This is a genomic window from Bacillus sp. FSL R5-0585, assembly GCF_038004545.1.
Classification (GTDB): Bacteria; Bacillota; Bacilli; order Bacillales; family Bacillaceae_G; genus Bacillus_A; species Bacillus_A cereus.
On record NZ_JBBORJ010000001.1, the window covers coordinates 3795001 to 3813872 of the forward strand.

Here is an 18872-nt window from a genome sequence, read left to right on the forward strand (position 1 = left end):
AATAAGAGGAGTTATAAATCATAAGTATCAAGGGAAATACGAATTTGCAACACTACAAACGTTTCAACTCATTAAAAAGTTGATTTCTTAAAAAATCAACTTTTTAATTATTTTATTAAATTTATTACACCTATTTTTTCGAAATAACAGCAAACATCCCTGTCATATTAGGCGAATAATCTTTAAAATCATATTTTTCGTAGAATGATGTTTTACCTTGCGACGCAAACAAACCAATGAATGCTTTATCTGGAGCATTCCCATTTAAGTATTCTACTAAAGTATTCATTATTTTCTTTCCAATGCCATTCTTTTGATACTCTGGATGAACCACTATATCTTGAATATAGAAATAGATAGCCCCATCACCAACAATTCTCCCCATGCCGATGATTTGATTATTATCCTTGACTGTTATACAGTAAATCGAATTTTGAAGTGATATTTCCGCCACCTCAAAGTTCATATAGTTAGTCCATCCCACAGAATCACATAAATATTTATATTCTTCCAATGTTGGAATGTTATTTTTAATCTCATATTTCTTCAAAATGTCCCCTCCAAGAATTCATTTCCACCAATACAAAGTAAATTCGACAAACTTTTATCTAACCCTTCTTACTAACTTAGCACTGTAAATCCCGATTAACCTCACGCTAATCCTTATATAATAAAGAAAGAGGCTGACGTATAGCCGTCAGCCTCTTTCTTTATTATATATTACGCCTTATGACACTCTGGACAAACGCCATAAATTTCTAAGCGATGACTATTGATAACGAAGCCTGTCGTTTTCGCAGCTTCCTCTTCCAGCTTTTCCAAGCCTCCATAAGGAAAATCAACAATCTTACCACATTTTTCGCAAATCACATGATAATGTTGACTTGTAACATAATCAAATCTACTTGAAGCGTCTCCATAAGTTAATTCCTTTACAAGTCCAACCTCTTTAAACACACGTAAGTTATTATAGACAGTTGCAACACTCATATTTGGAAACTTACCTTCTAATGCTTTATAAATATCATCCGCTGTTGGGTGCGTCATTGATTCCACAAGGTACTCTAAAATAGCATGACGCTGTGGAGTAATGCGTACACCCGTATTTTTCAGCATTTCTAGCGCTTCTTTTAATTCTTCTTTGACCACCGTCATGCACCCCGATTCTATACGGATTATTATTTTATAATTCTTATAAAGAGTGTACTCCTTTTCTTATAAATCGTCAATATTTCTACTATAAGTATGTAGTTTATTTTTATATTCAGGACTTGTTTTTATGTATCTTTCCCTTTTTTCTTCATATATTCCATAGAAAAAAGTGCGACATAATCGCACTTGGAATACTATCATCTGAGGAGGTATGCCCTACACTTCCACTTTATGTAAGGCAGTAAAATATGTATAGACACTTGCCTTGTTTCTGCATATTTTATCTCCAATGTAGATTTATTTTATATAAGAAAGAACATCCTCAATATGTCCTTTCACTTTCACTTTACGCCACTCTTTTACAAGTTCACCGTCTTTATTAATAAGGAATGTAGAACGCTCGATTCCCATATACTCTTTCCCAAAGTTCTTTTTTAACTTCCAAACATCGTATAACTCTGCTACTTTATGATCTTCATCTACTAAAAGTGTAAATGGCAATTCATGTTTCTCAATGAATTTCAAATGTCTATTCGCTGAATCAGGACTTACTCCAAGAATAACCGTATCCTTCTCTTGAAATACTCCATACGCATCACGAAAATCACATGCTTCAGTTGTACACCCTGGCGTCATATCTTTCGGATAAAAATAGAGAACTACATTTTTACCGCGGAAATCAGCTAGGCGAACTTCTTCTCCGTTACTTCCCTCTAATGTGAATTCTGGTGCCATTTCTCCTACTGTAATCATAGTTATCACTCCTACTCTTTTCCTTTACTATAACAAATGCTTCCTTATTTTTCATTGTCTATTACAGACCTCATCACAAAAGCAAAAGGGAGTGTATATCCAATTAGCGCTTCTGCGATTGCAATCCATCGCCCCATTCCAATCGGAGATATGTCACCATATCCAACAGACAATAAAGTAACTGCGCTAAAATATAAACAAACTTCGACGAGTTGAAAAGAATGAGCGTTCAAACTTTCTCCGTCCTCTTTCAAAACTGCGAAACCCATTTCCTCTAATACAACGTAACTTAATCCAAATGCGATTAGTACTGTTGTATAGATTAAAAATAATGTGGCCAAATTATAGAGCGAAAAAAAACGCGTTGAATCCGAATAGGAACTCCATAATAATTGGACACTTTTCAAAATAGCGATTGCTGCAATTAATAGAATAAATCCCCATAACATGTCCTCCACCTCATTTTATATGTATGAGGTGGAGAACTGATTTATCCCTTAGAAACGAACAAGCTTCTATAATTAATTACCCGCGCCACGATACCTTTTTACTCCTTGGTTCCAGAGGGTGATTGCAATCGTAAAACAGATAACACCAACAATTGGCGTCGCAAATGCATAACTATTCCATTCTGTTTTTCTTAAAAAGTATGCCGCTGGATATACTCCAACAAACGCAAACGGTAAAACAAACGTTAAAATGAAACGAATTACACGATTATAAATATTAACAGGATAGCGCCCGTAATTACCTATGTTATACATAAGAGGCATAATTGAACTTTTCGCATCCGACCAAAAACCAAGGCTCGCCAGCGTAACAAATATACCTCCATATACAAGTGCTCCTCCTCCTACCATCAATATAAATAAGAAGAAATCATACCAGTAAAAAGATAATTGTAACTCCACAGCTGCATATCCCATTACAACAATCCCTGTAATAGCTCCAATTAAAGATTCAAGTTCCATTCTTTCTAATATAATTTGAAATAGGCTATGGATCGGCCGCGTTAATACACGATCCATCTCCCCTTTAATAATGTATCGATCATTAAAATCCCATATATTAAAGAAAGCTGAAAAGATGGCAAATGGTACTAAAAAGAAACCATAAATAAAGATTACTTCTTCTCGACTCCATCCCTTCAATGCTTGTGTATGCCCAAATACAACGAGAATAAATATTAAATTAACTGCTTGAAGCGATAAATCAGAAAGTAAACCAACGATAAAATCGCCTCGATACTCCAATTTTGTTTTTATATATTGACTTGCATATTGTAAAAATAAGTTTATATATAGCATCTCATCATCCCCCTTGTACAATTAGACGTTTTCTCGCCGTTCTCCACATGAGTACAATTGGAATAATAAGTACAATCGCCCAAATCACTTGAAATACTAAAGCCTCATACAACTTACTCCCCTGTATACCTTCAGAAAAAATCATACTTGGAATATAACTAATAGCCTGAAACGGTAAAAACATCATTGCTTTTTGGGCCCATAGCGGATAAAAACTAATTGGTAATAATAGACCTGAAAATAAATCAATAACAACGCGTTTTGCATACATAATCCCACTATTATTAAATAGGAAAAACGTAAGCATTCCCGTCATTAAATTAATTTGTGTATTAATAATAAAACTAAATATTAAAGATAAGAAGAAATATAACCACGTTTGAAAATTTGTTGTAATTTGCAACGAAAATAATAACGTAACGATAACCATGCCTGGAATGGAAAAGAAGGCAAAACGGAATATTCCCTCGCCAAGACCTTGCATAACTTTCATTCCCAAATAGTTATACGGACGAATTAATTCTACAGCCACACGTCCTTCTTGAATCTCCATCGCAATTTCCCTATCTATATTATTAAAATAGAAGGCACGTGCCATCCACGCGATTGCGATATACGTGGTCATTTGCGAAATAGATAAACTTTCAATATTCTCTTTTCCGCTATAAATTGCTTGCCATAAAAAATAGTAAGCACCGATATTAATCGTATAAATTAAAATCCCGCTATAGTAATTTGTACGATACGCAAGCATCATTAAAAAGCGAATTCGAATCATTTCAATATACTTACCCATGCGTAATACCTTCTTCATAAATGTTACGAATAATTTCCTCTGTAGACACTTCGTTAATTTTTAAATCTTTAATTTGAAAGGCTTGTACTACTTTAGAAATAAGCATTGAAATAATAACTTCTTCATTCGGAATTTTTGCAACCCATGCATTTTCCTCTTTTGCTTTCGACCAAACGACATGATTATCTGGCATAACCATTGATAAAGCCTGATAGGAAACTGGTGCAACAAACTGAAAGTGAATTTCCTTCTCCGCTCCCCACTGCGTACGAAGATTATTTAAAGAACCGTCATACATAATATTTCCTTCATCCAGCATGATAACGCGCTCACATAAAGCTTCAATATCAGTAATATCGTGTGTTGTTAATAAAATTGTTGTTTTATAACGTTCATTCATTTCTTTTAAAAATTCACGTATTTTCAATTTCACAAGTACATCTAACCCAATTGTTGGCTCATCTAAAAATAATAACGGTGGATTATGAATTAAGGCTGCCGCTAATTCACAACGCATCCTTTGACCAAGAGATAATTTTCGAACTGGTTTATCTAATAAGGGCCCTATATCTAACGTTTCAATTACGTGTTCCATATGCTCCTTATACTGAGCGTCTGATACACCATACACTTTCTTTAATAAACGAAACGATTCTTGTACTGCAATATCCCACCAAAGTTGCGAACGCTGTCCAAAAACAACACCAATTGTTCTTACAAATTCTTCTCTTTGTTTATGTGGGTTCATTCCATTTACTGTGATTTGCCCTGATGTCGGAGTTAAAATCCCCGTAAGCATTTTAATTGTTGTTGATTTACCAGCACCGTTCTCACCGATATAACCAACCATTTCACCTTGCTTTACAGCAAAAGATACATCATTTACTGCTGGTACTATTTTATAATTACGGTTTAATAAATCGCGAAATGCACCCTTTAAGCCCGGACGACTTGAATAGGCTGTAAACTCTTTACGTAACCCTTGTACCTCAATTACCGATTTCATAATCGGACCCCCCTCCTAAATGTCACAACGAATAGTTTACCCAACTGCCTTCGCTATCACAAACAATACGTCTTTTCGAAAAACATGTTAGAATAATACATAGATTTTTGTAAGGAGATGAATTGTAGTGAATTTCACAAAGTCAGAAGCATTACATAAAGAAGCTTTAGAGCATATCGTTGGCGGTGTTAACAGTCCTTCTCGTTCTTTTAAAGCAGTTGGCGGCGGCGCTCCTGTTGCTATGGAACGTGGGAAAGGCGCTTATTTCTGGGATGTAGACGGAAATAAATATATCGATTATTTAGCAGCATACGGCCCTATTATTACTGGACATGCTCATCCGCATATAACAAAAGCAATTACAACAGCTGCTGAAAATGGGGTACTTTATGGAACACCAACAGCGCTAGAGGTAAAATTCGCAAAAATGTTAAAAGAAGCAATGCCTGCATTAGATAAAGTCCGTTTCGTAAACTCTGGTACAGAAGCAGTGATGACAACGATTCGTGTTGCTCGTGCTTATACAGGTCGCACAAAAATCATGAAATTTGCTGGTTGTTACCACGGTCATTCTGATTTAGTACTTGTGGCAGCTGGATCTGGCCCTTCTACTTTAGGAACTCCTGACTCAGCTGGCGTACCACAAAGTATCGCACAAGAAGTTATTACCGTTCCATTTAACAATGTAGAAACTTTAAAAGAAGCTTTAGATAAATGGGGTCATGAAGTAGCAGCTATCCTTGTAGAACCGATCGTTGGAAACTTCGGTATTGTAGAGCCTAAACCTGGATTCCTTGAAAAAGTGAATGAACTTGTTCACGAAGCTGGCGCACTAGTAATTTATGATGAAGTTATTACTGCTTTCCGCTTTATGTACGGCGGTGCTCAAGACTTACTTGGTGTTACACCCGACTTAACAGCGCTTGGTAAAGTTATTGGCGGCGGCTTACCAATCGGTGCTTACGGTGGTAAGAAAGAAATTATGGAACAAGTTGCTCCGCTTGGACCTGCATACCAAGCTGGTACAATGGCAGGAAACCCTGCTTCTATGGCATCAGGTATCGCTTGTCTAGAAGTACTTCAACAAGAAGGGCTTTATGAGAAATTAGATGAACTTGGTGCAATGCTTGAAAAAGGAATTTTAGAGCAAGCAGCGAAACATAATATCGACATTACATTAAATCGTCTAAAAGGGGCTTTAACTGTATACTTCACAACTAATACAATTGAAGATTACGATGCCGCACAAGATACAGACGGTGAAATGTTCGGTAAATTCTTCAAGCTTATGCTTCAAGAAGGAGTTAACTTAGCACCTTCTAAATACGAGGCATGGTTCTTAACTACAGAACATACAAAAGAAGATATTGAATATACAATCGAAGCTGTCGGCAGAGCATTTGCTGCCCTAGCAGACAATAAATAATCCCTTCATTAAAAGGAAAAAAGAAAGCTCACCTTTCTTTTTTCCTTTTTTCTATTTCATAAATCACGCATTAATAGTATAATTATTCATAATTATCTGTTTTATATTCTTTTACAGCATTACTATCTCTGTGTACAAGGTGATTTGCACCTTAAATAGTAAGATTATTCTAACTTTTACAAGAGGGGGGATTGACGGATGCTCAATAAAAAAAATACATGGACACCGTCTTTATTTCGAGATTATAGAAATGCAGAACATGATGCGTGTGGAATCGTTTCCGTTATGGAGAAACGAAAAATTGCTACAAAAGAAAACATTGACCTTTGCATACAATCACTCGTCAAAATGAATCATAGAGCTGGTTTCATTAATGGCGAGGGCGATGGCATCGGCATTCACATTGATATACCAAAAACGCTTTGGAATGAAAAACTAAAAAGTAGCGGATATAATCCAACGATTGTGGATCATCCCCACTTTATCGTTGGACATTTTTTTCTAAATAAAAAAGAAAACATTACTGCCTTAAAAGATTATATTCGTACGCAATTAAACAACAAAAACTTTGCAATCATTTTCGAAAGTGATGATGCAACAAACTCAGATGCGCTCGGTCCACTTGGTAAACAAGAAGAACCTTTATTTTGGCAAGTTGCCCTTATCGCAGAAAACGAAATTACAAATATTGAGCAAACATTATTTTCTGTCACAATAAAAATAGAGGAAAACGAAGCAATTCATGTTGCTTCATTAAGTCATGATCATGTTGTATATAAAGTTCTAGGTGCTGGTGATACGCTTGTTGCCTACTATAATGATTTACAACATCCGCTTATCGCTTCAACTATGACATTAGGACATAACCGCTACTCTACTAATACATTATCTAATTTTTTTCGTGTACAACCATTTAGCATTCTCGGACATAATGGTGAAATTAACACAATTGCGAAATTACGCGATCAAGCTGAAATGATTGATGTACCACTTACTGCAGGAGGCAGTGACTCTCAAGATTTAAACCGCACCTTAGAAACCCTACTTGTTCAATACGGCTACAGCTTATTTGAAGCAATGGAAATTCTATTCCCACCAATTATTAATGAAATTAAACTTTATGAAACACCTTTACAAGATTTATATACGTATATACGTGAAGCATGGGGACATTTTGCACAAGGACCAGCTGGCATCATTTCCCGTTTTAAAGATGAAGCTGTTTTCAGCGTTGATTCCCTTGGATTACGCCCAGTATGGAAAGTAGAGACAGAGAGCTCTTATATTTTCTCCTCTGAACCTGGAGTTGTATCACCAACTAAATATGTAGCAGAACCAAAACCACTCGCTCCTGGAGAAAAAGTCGGATTAAAATGGAATGAACAAGATGAACTTGTTCTTTATGAATATGACAAATATCAAATCCAAGTATATAACCGTTTTAAAAAGCGAATTGATACTACCAATTACCATTTAAATTTATCTATCCCTGAAACGAAAAAAATCCAAGGGCTATGTGATTCTGTTCAAGTTGAAACGAAACAATACGTCGCTTTCGGATGGGACCGAGAACATATTCAACTTCTTGAACAGATGGCAACAAAAGGCGTTGAGCCAATACGCTCACTTGGGCATGACTCACCACTTGCCGCACTCGATACTGATAGACGAAATATCGCTGACTTTATTAAAGAAAGTGTAGCTGTTGTTACAAACCCTGCAATTGATCGTGACCGTGAAATTGAACACTTCTCTACACGTACTGTACTTGGAGAGCGTCCAAGTTTATTAAGCGGCGCAAAACGGCCATTTGTAGTTGAAATGCTTTCACCAATTATTTTAGAAGGCAGCGTGGCACAACCTATTGCAGAGGAATTACACACAATTACGTACGAACAACTCATAGAGCTATTTAAGACTCATAACTCTATCGCCACAATCTCTGCTACATTCAGCTCGTCAGAAACTCTGCAATGCGCATTAAGCCGCATTAGTTCTGAAGCGATAGCTGCTGTTAACAATGGCGCTTCCCTACTAGTATTAGATGACGCAAAAGCCCATCTAAATGAACGATTGTGGATTGATCCACATTTAGTTACTGCTAAAGTACATCAAGCATTAAGTGAAAATAAATTACGCCGCAATTGTTCTCTCGTTATACGTTCTGGTGCTCTTCGCTCCTTACATGACATTGTCACGCTATATGGATTAGGAGCAGATGGTATTAATCCATATTTATTATTCGCGACTGTAAATGATGGAACAAAAACACCAATTACGAATCTATATAATGCACTTAATAAAGGATTAGAAAAAGTCATTTCAACAATTGGAATTCATGAGTTACGTGGTTACGGACGTCTCTATTCATCTATTGGGTTACATGAAGAAATCGCAAATATATTACAGATTACAAATTTCTTCGGTTCAAATGATTTAGCCTTTTCACTTGAATCACTTGTTGAAGATGCAAAAATACGAGCAGAGGATTATAACAATCCTAAAATTAGAATGCGAAAATCATTTCATATATTCCCGCGAATTTGGAAAGCAATCGGCGATGTTGCAAAAGGAAATTCTTATGATGATTACCGTGACAAGTTAAGTGAACTAGAAGAGAATAATCCAATTGCAATCAGACACCTTGTTCAAACGAAACAAACAAAACATGTCGTTCCAACTGAAGAAGTATCTATCGGCATCAAAAATCATAATTTACCATTTATTATTAGTTCTATGTCATTTGGTTCTCAAAACGAAATTGCCTTTCGCGCATATGCAGAAGCAGCCGATCAGCTAAATATGATTAGCTTGAACGGTGAAGGCGGCGAAATTAAAGATATGATTGGAAAATATCCACATACACGTGGACAACAAGTGGCATCTGGGCGATTTGGAGTAAATGCCGAACTACTAAACTCATCAAACTTAATTGAAATCAAAATCGGTCAAGGCGCAAAGCCTGGGGAAGGTGGGCATTTACCTGGTTCAAAAGTGACAGCCAAAATCGCTGAAGCACGTAATGCGACAATCGGCTCAGATTTAATTTCACCTTCTAATAACCATGATATTTATTCAATTGAAGATTTAGCTCAAATGATTACAGAAATTAAAACAGCTAATCAACTTGCCAAAGTAGCCGTGAAAGTCCCTGTTGTTCCTAATATCGGAACAATTGCTGTCGGTATCGCCAAAGCTGGCGCTGATTTTATTAACATTAGCGGATTCGATGGCGGAACAGGCGCTGCACGTATTCACGCATTGCAGCATGTAGGTCTCCCTGTAGAAATTGGTGTTAAAGCCGCTCACAACGCTTTATTAGAAGCAAGCATGAGACATAAAGTAGAGATTTGGGCAGATGGTGGTATTCGAAGTGTAAATGATGCCTTGAAAATCATGCTCCTCGGAGCAAACCGTATTGGATTTGGCACACTATCAATGATTGCAATCGGCTGTACTACTTGCCGTGGGTGCCATCTAGATACTTGCCATGTTGGAATTGCGACACAAATCGAGTCTGAAGCACAAGCAAAAGAACATGGGTTACGCCGCTTCGTCCCACGCGAATTAGAAAGCGCAGTTGCTGGCCTGCTAAATTTATTCACCTCTTTCGGTGTAGAACTAAAACGATTAACAGGACAGCTTGGTTATACAAATTTACAAGCAATTGTTGGGCGTTCTGATTTATTAGAGCAAGTTCGAGGCGAAAATTTATTAAACTTACGTAATTTACTACAAATAATAGAACATCCATCTGTTACAACAACAGAAGGCGTACCGGAAAAACAATTTAAGACAGTTCATTCCGCTGACTCAAAAGAATTGGTAGGCGTTGGTGTAGAGCAACGCGTTATGGGTGGTCTAGAATCATGTTATCGCGTTCGCAGTAAACTATATGAAGCTACTCAACTTGAACCACTTACATTAAAGTATACGAATGGTTCTATTCCCGGAAATGGGTTAGGTGCTTACAATAGTGAAAATTTATTTATACACGTAAATGGCGGCGCACAAGATGGCATTGGTAAAACTTCCTTTGGTGGTGGGATTTATATAACGAAATCAAAAGGAAAAGACGGAGTATATTATAACGGTTCTGTCGGAAAAGGATTTGGATATGGTGCACAAAAAGGGGCACTATACGTGCAAGGGAACGCTGATGCTCGCGCTGGCATTCGCCTTTCTGGGGCAGACATGATAATTGGAGGTAGAATAACAAAACCACTCCGTGAAAAAGAGCAAGGAAATATAGGTGCATACTCCAATATTAAAGGTTTTGCTTTTGAATATATGACAAATGGGCGAGCGCTTGTTTTAGGTGACCCTGGTCCATGGATTTGCGCTGGCATGACTGGCGGTGTTGTTTATTTGCGCCGTGATTCAAACTTAGGCTTAACAGAACAGGCCTTAAAAAGAAGAATCGCAAAAGGCGCAAATGTTACATTACAACCAATTAGTAAAAATGGTTTGAAAGATGTAACTGAATTATTGCTAGACTATATTCGTGTACTAAACGAGCACGAGCAATATGAGGAAGTTGCTTTGTTAACACCATTATTAGATGATATACAGAACAAGTTTTTTGAGATTATCCCGAAAAAAGAACAGGCAGATCCATCTATCTCAACAGAGTAAAATGAGTAATTTTCATTATTAAGAAAAAATTGACGAAGTACGCTTCTCATAGTAATCTATAGTAACAATTTGAGACCTGCTGAAATTCAGCAGGTTTTTTTACTAAAAACTGATGTTTAAAAGGAATTAGGAAAAATTATAAAGTGAAACTTTAATTAGCCTACACCAATCGGACGTTTACCGGCATCCAGCTTCTGAATTTTGAGGCGTGAATCTTACTACTCACAATTAGCGGGATAAAATGAACACTAATTTCTTTTAACGTCACTAAAATATCACTTGCTAACATATTGTAATGAATGTATAGTATCATGTTGTACATTCATTATGACAAGAGAAAGGATCTTATTAAGGGTATGAAACTTGGTGCTCGCATTTTAAAAACGGGTATTGCCATCACGTTAGCTTTATTTGCTTGTATTTTACTTCAATTACCGAGTCCGGTATTTGCGGGAATTTCAGCTATCTTTGCTGTCCAACCGTCTGTATACCGTTCTTATTTAACAGCACTTGAACAAATTCAAGCAAATGTAATTGGTGCGATATTTGCTATCGCATTTGCTACTGCTTTTGGACATAATCCTTTTATTATTGGATTAACATGTATATTAGTAATTGCTCTTACATTACAATTACGATTAGAAAACACAATATCAATTGCTTTAGTAACAGTTATCGCCATTATGGAGTATCAAGGCGAAGATTTCTTTAGTTTTGCCTTACTTCGATTTGCGACGATTATGATTGGTATTATTGCGGCTTCACTTGTAAATTTAGTATTTATGCCGCCAAAATATGAAACAAAACTTTATCATCGTATCGTTGATAATACAGAAGAAATTGTAAAATGGATTCGAATGAATAGCAGGCAGGCTTCTGATTTTACAACGCTAAAAACTGATATTGATCGTATGAAAGAAAAAATGATCAAACTAAACCATTACTATTTGCTGTATAAAGAAGAAAGAAGCTACACGAAAAAAGTAAAGTTCGCAAAAATTCGTAAGCTCGTTTTATTCAGACAAATGTTAGCGACAACAAGCCGTGCTTTAAGTACGTTAAAATCATTACACCGTACTGAAAATGAACTGCGCTATATGCCGGAAGAATTTCAGGAATCTATCCAAAACGAACTTGACTCATTAACGCATTATCATGAACAAGTTTTATTAAAATTTATTGGTAAAGCAAAAAAACAACAATCAGTTGAAATGCTTGATGAAGTTGAAACAGGTAAACAAGAATTAATTGATATCTTTATGGAATATCAAAATAAAGACGATGAAGAAGCATATAAAACATGGTTACATCTCTTCCCTCTTATTTCTTCCATCATTAACTATAGTGAAGAAGTAGAGCATTTAGATTTGCTTGTAGATAGCTTCTACACATACCATAAACCAGAAAAAGAACTCCAAATCGATGATAAAAAAGAAGACGAATAAAAAACAGCTCCTTTTATGCTAAAGGAGCTGTTTCTGTTATATGTTGAAGTTGATATAAATTGTAATAAAATCCTCTTTTTCGCATTAACTCTTCATGAGAACCAGTCTCTTTAATCTCACCGTCTTCAATGTAAATAATCGTATCAACATGCGTAATCGTCGCTAATCGATGTGCAATTATAATCGTTGTCCGGTCAGCAGCTAACGTCTGAAGCGCCTCTTGAATATACCTTTCATTTTCTAAATCTAATGCTGAAGTTGCTTCATCTAATATAAGTACCGAAGGATTCTTTAGAAACACTCGTGCAATTGCCACGCGTTGTCTTTGCCCGCCCGATAGCTTCACACCACGTTCTCCAACGACAGTATTATAACCATCTGGTAAGTCTATAATAAAATCATGAATTTGCGCAGCTTTAGCAGCTGCAATCACCTCTTTCTCTGTAGCCTTCGGATTTCCATATAAAATATTAGCTCCAATTGTATCGCTAAACAATAAATTATCTTGCAGTACAATTCCAATATGACTACGCAAATTTCTCATATTATACTTTCTTACATCTATGCCATCTACATAAACCGTGCCTTCAGAAACATCATAGAAACGCGGGATCAAACTAGCAAGAGATGACTTTCCTCCCCCACTCGCTCCTACAAGCGCTACTTTCTCTCCAGGTTGCATAGTTAATGACAAGTTGTGTAATATCTCTTTTTCATCTGCATTATAACGAAAAGAAACATTGTCAAATACAATTTCTCCATTTAATTTTTTCGTTTGTACAGCATTTGGTACATTAACAATATCGTATTTTTCATCTAACAGTTCAAACACACGGTCCATCGATGCAAAAGATTGTGTTAATGTTGTAGATGAATTAACAAGGCGGCGAAGCGGACTATATAAACTATCCATATATCCAACAAAAGCTACCATCGTTCCTAGCGTTAACTGCCCTTGAATTACTTCATATGCTGCAAAACCAATCACAAGTAACGGACCTAAATCGGTTAACGTGTTTACTGCCGAAAATGTTCTTGCCGTCCAACTTGTATGGGTTAATGCTTTCGTTAAAAATTCATTATTTCTTTTTTCAAACTGCTTCCCCTCATACTCTTCTAACGCAAAGCTACGTGTCACTTGCATTCCTTGAATACGTTCATGCAAATACCCTTGCATCGTCGCTAACGCTTGTGAACGCTCTTTCGTCAATTTCCGAAGACGTCCGAAAAAATATTTCACTGCAATTACATAAATAGGTAAAATCAATAACGCAACAAATGTTAATTTTATATTCATAGAAAACATAACAATGATAGCAATAGCAATTGTTGCAGTATCTAACCAGACGTTCATCAAACCAGTAATTACAAAATCTTTCGTTTGTTCTACATCATGGATGACACGCGAAATAATCTCCCCTGTTTTTGTATTGGAGTAATAACGTAAACTTAACTTTTGTAAGTGACCGAAAATATGCTTCCGCAAATCATACAGTATTGTATTTGCGATACGTTGGGCGAAATATTGACGATAATATTCAATCGGTGGTCTTAATACCGCAAAAATAAAGAAAGCAATTCCAATCGCTGTTATTAATTGAGATGTTTTATCTTGAAGTGAGCCAGCGCCTTGAATTACATCATCGATAATATACTTTAATAACCACGGCATAATAAGTGGGATACCGAACTTAACTAGTCCAATAATAATTGTAATAGCAATAAGCCATCGATATGGTTTAACAAATTGTAAATATCTTTTTATGCCTTGCACATAATCCCCCCTCTAATAGGACAAACCTGCCGGGAAGCCCCCTGCAGGTTTGTTTTAATTTCTGTACATTAAATATCGTTCATACCACATATCTACGAAATCTGGTGCAAATGGACCTTTTCTTTGATGAATCCACTGTGTTAAATGTGCTACATTTCGTTTTAAAATTGTATCAATAACAGGTGGATACTGCATAATTTCACTATGTTTTTCATACTCATCTTCATCTAGAAGCGTATATGTCATATCTGGATATACTTTAATATCTAAATCATAATCAATATACTTTAATGCTTCAGGATCATACGCAAAAGGTGAGCTTAAATTACAATAATAATATACGCCATCTTCCCTAAGCATCCCAATCACATTAAACCAATAGTTGGCATGAAAATAACAAATTGCTGGTTCACGAGTAATCCATGTTCGGCCATCCGATTCTGTAACTACTGTACGATCATTCGCTCCGATTACAAGACTCTGTGTCCCTTTTAAAATTGTTGTTTCTTCCCACATTCTATGAATGGAGCCATTATGTTTATAACTATGTATTTGTACTTTTTCTCCTTCTTTGGGAAATCCCATATATGCTCCCTTCTTTCAACTGCAAATGCCCTTTGAACGGCATTCACTTTTTTTCTATTATAACTTTTTTGTCGAAATTTTAAAACTAAAGGGATAAGACTCTATTTTTCAAACTGAATATGCAGGAGGTTTATCGTTGAATACTATGCCCCAACTCTTCTTAAGAGATAGGGATTGTACTGCATTATTTATAAGCGAGGACATGTAATAGAAAAAGCCCTTCTCTATTTCCATACAAAGAAGGACTTTTCACCTGAAGATAACAATATATCTTATCCTAAATTTGAAATCATTTTTTCAGTTGCAAAAGATTGAATTACACTATTCGTTTGTTCTTCAAATTTCTCATGTAACATCTTCAAAGCTACTTCTGTTCTATATATTTCCTGGCGGATAAAATGCAGTTCTTTTTTATCGCACGTATCTTTTTCATTCATTTCGATTTGTTGATACTTCTCTAGATGTGCTTGTAACTTTAACAACTCATCCATCGTCTCTAATTGCTCCCCTACCAACTTATCAAAATCGTTCATTACTTGCCCCCTTTTGGACTTATTCATCAGTTATTATTCCTAATTACATAATTCTAATTGTTAACTTCCTTCTCCTTTGACTACATTTGTTGACTTATTAGAAGTTATGTCGTTCGCTTTCTTTTCATTACAACGATCCACGCAAAAAGAAAACACTTCTCCCGAATTAGAGAAGTGTTTTTCTTTCATTACTGATTTGAGCTAGAAGATTGTGATTGTTTTGCAGCTGACTTAGCATTTTGTTTTTTCACAGCATGCACGTCTGTTTCAGTTGCAAATTCTGTACCATAACTAGCGTTTGCACTTTGTGCGCCAGAAGCTTGTGCTTTCTTTGCTTCTGATTGTGCGTTTGCTTGTTTTACTGCTTGTACATTTGTTTCAGTCGCAAACTCTGTACCATAACTAGCATTTGTACTTTGAATGCTAGCACCAGAAGTTGCCTTGTTATAACCTTGTTGTTTTTTACTCATCTTTCTCACCTCCACAATCAATAATGTAACCAATTCACTTAGAAGCTATCCGTAATTTTCTTTTGAATAATTTCCGCATATATCTTTTGTTACTTATTCAAACTATAAGAAATGGAGGTGGAAATATGTATATAGGACGCGATATGACTGAACTAACGATGATTTCAAAAAATGAATGGAAAGAAGATGAATTAGCTTATTTTCATCACTCACTACAACAGGTTCTGCCTTATTTAAATGTAGAAGGGCAAAGTATTTACAAAGAAATTGTAGTAGAAATCGAATCAAGAGGCGGCTTACAAGAAGGTGAAGCTAGTTGGACTCATGGGACAAAAATTTCTTACGATTAAAAAAGTGTTCCCTAGATTGGGAACACTTTTTTATTTATTGCATTGTAATTTTCTCCACACAATTTTCATAAATAGTACGGTGTGATTTTGAGAAAGGTAATTGCTCAAATACCTCTTTCGATACAAATTTTAATGTATCTGTATCAACAATATTACCAGTTACTTTTCCGTAAAATACAAATATATCCCAAGTACGATGTGTAAACGTATGTTGTACATTCATTGCGTATTCATCAATAGAAACCTCGAGCTCAAATTTTTCTTTCATATAATCTATAAGCTGTTCCTTCTGATTTCGAATACCTTCTCCAAGTTCAGCATTAGGAAACTCCCACATGTTAGCTAACAAACCTGTACTTGGACGTTTATTAATAACGTAACGACCGTCTTCAGTTTGAAGTACGCCTGCAACAATAGGTACCATTTTAGGAGCTTTCGCTTTACTTTTTACTGGTAATTCTTTTTGAACACCTTCAGCATATCCTCTGCAATGCTCACGCACAGGACAAAGTAAGCACGATGGATTTTTAGGAATACAAATCAATGCACCTAATTCCATCAATCCTTGATTAAAATAAGATGGGTTTTCTACTGAAATAATTTCACGCACAATCTCTTCAAAAACTTTTCGAGTCTTTGGTTTTGCAATATCATCCCATACTGATAAAATACGAGATAACACACGCATAACATTTCCATCAACTGCCGGCTCTGGTATGCCATATGCGATACTTAAAATAGCACCTTTTGTATATGGTCCTACTCCTTTTAACTTTTCAATTTTCTTTACATCACTTGGTACAACCCCGCCGTATACTTCTTTTACCTCTTTTACTGCCGCATGTAAATTACGTGCTCTAGAATAATATCCTAAACCTTCCCATGCTTTTAATACTTCTTCATCATCTGCGTTCGCTAACGCTTCAAGTGTAGGAAACTTCCCCATAAAATTTGCGTAATATGGTTTTACAGCTTCTACTCTTGTTTGCTGCAACATAATTTCAGAAACCCAAACGCGGTATGGATCTTTATTCTTTCTCCACGGTAAGTCACGCTGTTCTTCTTCAAACCAACCAATTAAATCATTTTGAAACTGCTCTATATTAAAATTGTTTAGTATTTCAAGTGTCAAACTTGATCCCCCTCATTTTTTTGCATATAAGTACTATTATAAAGATTTTAGGAAAAAATTTAAGTAAGATGACATAGGAAATAGAAGGCAAAGGACTTGAGGTATCGAATAAAAAGAGTTACATTAATAAAAAAAACGGAGGTGGATTTCTATGGACACAGCCACTCACCTTGTTATGGGTATCACTTTAGGTAGCTTAGCAACATTAGATCCAGCCATAGCACAAAGTGATATTGGCCCCCAAGCTGTTATGCTTGCTACAATTGCTGGTTCCAACATTCCTGACATTGACACAGTTTTAAAATTGCGTAATAACGCTAAATATATAAGAAATCATCGTGGGATTACTCATTCTATTCCCGCGGTAATTCTTTGGTCATTCCTTATAAGTGGCATCTCTTTCGCCTTCTTTTCAGAAGCTCCATATCTTCATCTACTACTTTGGTCATTTATTGCCGTCTTTCTTCACGTCTTTGTAGATATTTTCAACGCCTATGGTACACAAGCATTACGACCTTTCACAAAAAAATGGGTCGCACTTGGCATAATTAATACATTCGATACCGTAATTTTCTTTATCCATATACTTGCAATTGCTTGCATGCTCGTCGGTTCTCATAAGGGATATACAGCTTTAGCGGCATATATATTAATGATTGTTTACTATATCGGACGGATTATGATGCACAGAAATATAAGAAGCGTTGTACACAAACGTTTCAAAAATGTCGAAAAGATTATCATTTCTCCTTCTTACCGATTTTACCATTACCATTTAGCAATCGTTACGGCTGATTATTACTACGTTGCGAGATGGCACCGTGGTAACATCATGATATATGATAAGTTCGATCGGGTACCGTTCCCAGACAATAATATTATGCGAGCAGCTAAACAAGATGAAAACATCTCGGCCTTTCTATCTTTCTCTCCTGTATATCGCTGGGATATTTTTGATCATGACCATTATTATGAAGTACGATTCATTGATTTACGATATCGAAGTAAAGATTATTATCCATTTGTTGCAATCGTTCAGCTCGACCACAATTTAAATATTATTAGTTCCTATACAGGATGGATCTTTAGTGAAGAAAAGCTTCGAAAAAAACTGGAATTACTTCCACATTAAAAAAAGCGACTTAAGTCGCTTTTTTTAATGTTTCAAATGATCTTCTTGATTAATTAAATGACTATACTTCGGATTATTTGTACGCATTTCATGAAGGCGTACACCATGATTATTAATCCATGATCGTACCACTTGTTCCGTCATTTCATCGCCTTGATAACGACCTGATTTTGCATAAGTTGTTTGAAAATCTTCCCATAGTAACTCAACCCACGCACGAGCTTGTGCGTAAGAAAGCTTGTCATTCTTGTCTAATAATTCTTTCGTTAATGTTTCATAAATATCATTCATATTATAATCTCCTTTTACCTATTTATCCCTTCATTTCTAAAGGATAGTTTCTTCAATTTTGCACATTCTATAATTGATACTTCTT

At 35.9% G+C, this 18872-nt stretch carries 20 protein-coding genes (1 of these 20 running past the window's edge); 6 read left to right on the top strand and 14 right to left on the bottom strand.

Translation table 11 applies throughout. The features are described from left to right. On the top strand, window positions 1–24 hold the final stretch of the coding sequence (locus tag MKY38_RS19625; RefSeq protein ID WP_071732280.1) for a YgzB family protein. 333 nt of this gene lie to the left of the window's left edge; the window shows 24 of its 357 coding nt (coding positions 334–357); its start codon lies beyond the left edge, outside the window; its stop codon occupies window positions 22–24. Window positions 25–130: 106 nt separating this feature from the next. On the opposite strand, the gene MKY38_RS19630 is transcribed toward MKY38_RS19625, so the two are convergent. The 7 genes from MKY38_RS19630 to MKY38_RS19660 form a co-directional block, all read right to left on the bottom strand. Continuing rightward, window positions 131–550 carry a GNAT family N-acetyltransferase gene (locus MKY38_RS19630; protein WP_000759736.1) on the bottom strand — a complete coding sequence of 140 codons (420 nt, stop codon included), beginning with the start codon at window positions 548–550 and terminating at the stop codon, window positions 131–133. A 170-nt stretch (window positions 551–720) separates the two neighbouring features. Further along, entirely contained in the window at window positions 721–1149 is a 429-nt protein-coding gene (gene perR, locus MKY38_RS19635; RefSeq protein ID WP_000237829.1) for a peroxide-responsive transcriptional repressor PerR, read from the bottom strand. 300 nt (window positions 1150–1449) lie between these two features. Then, the gene (bcp, locus tag MKY38_RS19640; RefSeq protein ID WP_000633710.1) at window positions 1450–1905 is read right to left on the bottom strand and encodes a thioredoxin-dependent thiol peroxidase; all 456 of its coding nucleotides are present in this window, start codon (window positions 1903–1905) and stop codon (window positions 1450–1452) included. Between the two features lie 44 nt (window positions 1906–1949). Continuing rightward, window positions 1950–2354 carry a potassium channel family protein gene (locus MKY38_RS19645; protein WP_044306598.1) on the bottom strand — a complete coding sequence of 135 codons (405 nt, stop codon included), beginning with the start codon at window positions 2352–2354 and terminating at the stop codon, window positions 1950–1952. 72 nt (window positions 2355–2426) lie between these two features. Beyond that, window positions 2427–3212, bottom strand: coding sequence for an ABC transporter permease (locus MKY38_RS19650; RefSeq protein WP_000965773.1), 786 nt, complete (start codon window positions 3210–3212; stop codon window positions 2427–2429). A 4-nt stretch (window positions 3213–3216) separates the two neighbouring features. After that, window positions 3217–4008 (bottom strand): ABC transporter permease, encoded by a 792-nt coding sequence (locus tag MKY38_RS19655; protein WP_000521519.1) that lies wholly within the window; start codon window positions 4006–4008, stop codon window positions 3217–3219. After that, window positions 4001–5014 (bottom strand): ABC transporter ATP-binding protein, encoded by a 1014-nt coding sequence (locus MKY38_RS19660; RefSeq protein WP_044306600.1) that lies wholly within the window; start codon window positions 5012–5014, stop codon window positions 4001–4003. Before MKY38_RS19660 ends, MKY38_RS19655 begins: the two co-directional genes overlap by 8 nt. Window positions 5015–5141: 127 nt before the next feature. On the opposite strand from MKY38_RS19660, the gene hemL reads away from it, so the two are divergent. The 3 genes from hemL (at window position 5142) to MKY38_RS19675 (ending at window position 12520) form a co-directional block, all read left to right on the top strand. After that, a complete protein-coding gene (gene hemL, locus MKY38_RS19665; RefSeq protein ID WP_001011863.1) occupies window positions 5142–6440 on the top strand; it encodes a glutamate-1-semialdehyde-2,1-aminomutase in 1299 nt (432 codons plus the stop codon). Between the two features lie 198 nt (window positions 6441–6638). Continuing rightward, window positions 6639–11075 (top strand): glutamate synthase-related protein, encoded by a 4437-nt coding sequence (locus tag MKY38_RS19670; RefSeq protein WP_000932758.1) that lies wholly within the window; start codon window positions 6639–6641, stop codon window positions 11073–11075. 356 nt (window positions 11076–11431) lie between these two features. Continuing rightward, window positions 11432–12520 (top strand): aromatic acid exporter family protein, encoded by a 1089-nt coding sequence (locus MKY38_RS19675; protein WP_000765787.1) that lies wholly within the window; start codon window positions 11432–11434, stop codon window positions 12518–12520. Between the two features lie 13 nt (window positions 12521–12533). Here the strand turns inward: MKY38_RS19675 and MKY38_RS19680 are convergent, their stop codons facing one another. The 5 genes from MKY38_RS19680 to MKY38_RS19700 all read right to left on the bottom strand — a co-directional run bounded on the left by MKY38_RS19680 (window position 12534) and on the right by MKY38_RS19700 (window position 15882). After that, on the bottom strand, window positions 12534–14294 hold the full coding sequence (locus MKY38_RS19680; protein ID WP_001161598.1) for an ABC transporter ATP-binding protein: 1761 nt from the start codon (window positions 14292–14294) through the stop codon (window positions 12534–12536). Between the two features lie 54 nt (window positions 14295–14348). After that, window positions 14349–14879 carry a nucleoside tri-diphosphate phosphatase gene (gene ntdP, locus MKY38_RS19685; protein ID WP_000506622.1) on the bottom strand — a complete coding sequence of 177 codons (531 nt, stop codon included), beginning with the start codon at window positions 14877–14879 and terminating at the stop codon, window positions 14349–14351. Between the two features lie 272 nt (window positions 14880–15151). Next, window positions 15152–15412 (bottom strand): YgaB family protein, encoded by a 261-nt coding sequence (locus MKY38_RS19690; RefSeq protein WP_000997575.1) that lies wholly within the window; start codon window positions 15410–15412, stop codon window positions 15152–15154. Window positions 15413–15472: 60 nt separating this feature from the next. Beyond that, the gene (locus MKY38_RS19695; RefSeq protein ID WP_001986079.1) at window positions 15473–15601 is read right to left on the bottom strand and encodes a hypothetical protein; all 129 of its coding nucleotides are present in this window, start codon (window positions 15599–15601) and stop codon (window positions 15473–15475) included. Further along, complete coding sequence (locus MKY38_RS19700; protein WP_000039035.1) at window positions 15601–15882, bottom strand: gamma-type small acid-soluble spore protein; 282 nt, start codon at window positions 15880–15882, stop codon at window positions 15601–15603. The genes MKY38_RS19695 and MKY38_RS19700 overlap by 1 nt, the downstream gene beginning before the upstream one ends. Window positions 15883–16007: 125 nt before the next feature. Here MKY38_RS19700 and MKY38_RS19705 point away from each other — a divergent pair, with 125 nt between their 5' ends. Further along, a complete protein-coding gene (locus tag MKY38_RS19705) occupies window positions 16008–16232 on the top strand; it encodes a hypothetical protein (RefSeq protein ID WP_000275436.1) in 225 nt (74 codons plus the stop codon). A 34-nt stretch (window positions 16233–16266) separates the two neighbouring features. Here MKY38_RS19705 and mutY read toward each other — a convergent pair whose 3' ends face one another. Next, window positions 16267–17364, bottom strand: coding sequence for an A/G-specific adenine glycosylase (gene mutY, locus MKY38_RS19710; RefSeq protein ID WP_000171397.1), 1098 nt, complete (start codon window positions 17362–17364; stop codon window positions 16267–16269). A gap of 151 nt (window positions 17365–17515) precedes the next feature. Between mutY and MKY38_RS19715 the strand changes: the two genes are divergently transcribed. Continuing rightward, complete coding sequence (locus MKY38_RS19715; RefSeq protein ID WP_114555803.1) at window positions 17516–18496, top strand: metal-dependent hydrolase; 981 nt, start codon at window positions 17516–17518, stop codon at window positions 18494–18496. Window positions 18497–18520: 24 nt separating this feature from the next. Here the strand turns inward: MKY38_RS19715 and MKY38_RS19720 are convergent, their stop codons facing one another. Continuing rightward, the gene (locus MKY38_RS19720; RefSeq protein WP_000998166.1) at window positions 18521–18787 is read right to left on the bottom strand and encodes a YfhJ family protein; all 267 of its coding nucleotides are present in this window, start codon (window positions 18785–18787) and stop codon (window positions 18521–18523) included. Window positions 18788–18872 lie beyond the last annotated feature (85 nt).

Bases quoted from the DNA above. Each gene is read 5' to 3' on its own strand.
- MKY38_RS19650 (WP_000965773.1), bottom strand. From the start codon at position 3,212: ATGCTATATATAAACTTATTTTTACAATATGCAAGTCAATATATAAAA.
- MKY38_RS19695 (WP_001986079.1), bottom strand. From the start codon at position 15,601: ATGAAAGAAAAACACTTCTCTAATTCGGGAGAAGTGTTTTCTTTTTGC.
- MKY38_RS19690 (WP_000997575.1), bottom strand. From the start codon at position 15,412: ATGAACGATTTTGATAAGTTGGTAGGGGAGCAATTAGAGACGATGGAT.
- MKY38_RS19660 (WP_044306600.1), bottom strand. From the start codon at position 5,014: ATGAAATCGGTAATTGAGGTACAAGGGTTACGTAAAGAGTTTACAGCC.
- MKY38_RS19715 (WP_114555803.1), top strand. From the start codon at position 17,516: ATGGACACAGCCACTCACCTTGTTATGGGTATCACTTTAGGTAGCTTA.
- MKY38_RS19645 (WP_044306598.1), bottom strand. From the start codon at position 2,354: ATGTTATGGGGATTTATTCTATTAATTGCAGCAATCGCTATTTTGAAA.
- MKY38_RS19705 (WP_000275436.1), top strand. From the start codon at position 16,008: ATGTATATAGGACGCGATATGACTGAACTAACGATGATTTCAAAAAAT.
- MKY38_RS19675 (WP_000765787.1), top strand. From the start codon at position 11,432: ATGAAACTTGGTGCTCGCATTTTAAAAACGGGTATTGCCATCACGTTA.
- MKY38_RS19720 (WP_000998166.1), bottom strand. From the start codon at position 18,787: ATGAATGATATTTATGAAACATTAACGAAAGAATTATTAGACAAGAAT.
- bcp (WP_000633710.1), bottom strand. From the start codon at position 1,905: ATGATTACAGTAGGAGAAATGGCACCAGAATTCACATTAGAGGGAAGT.
- MKY38_RS19700 (WP_000039035.1), bottom strand. From the start codon at position 15,882: ATGAGTAAAAAACAACAAGGTTATAACAAGGCAACTTCTGGTGCTAGC.
- ntdP (WP_000506622.1), bottom strand. From the start codon at position 14,879: ATGGGATTTCCCAAAGAAGGAGAAAAAGTACAAATACATAGTTATAAA.
- MKY38_RS19670 (WP_000932758.1), top strand. From the start codon at position 6,639: ATGCTCAATAAAAAAAATACATGGACACCGTCTTTATTTCGAGATTAT.
- MKY38_RS19655 (WP_000521519.1), bottom strand. From the start codon at position 4,008: ATGGGTAAGTATATTGAAATGATTCGAATTCGCTTTTTAATGATGCTT.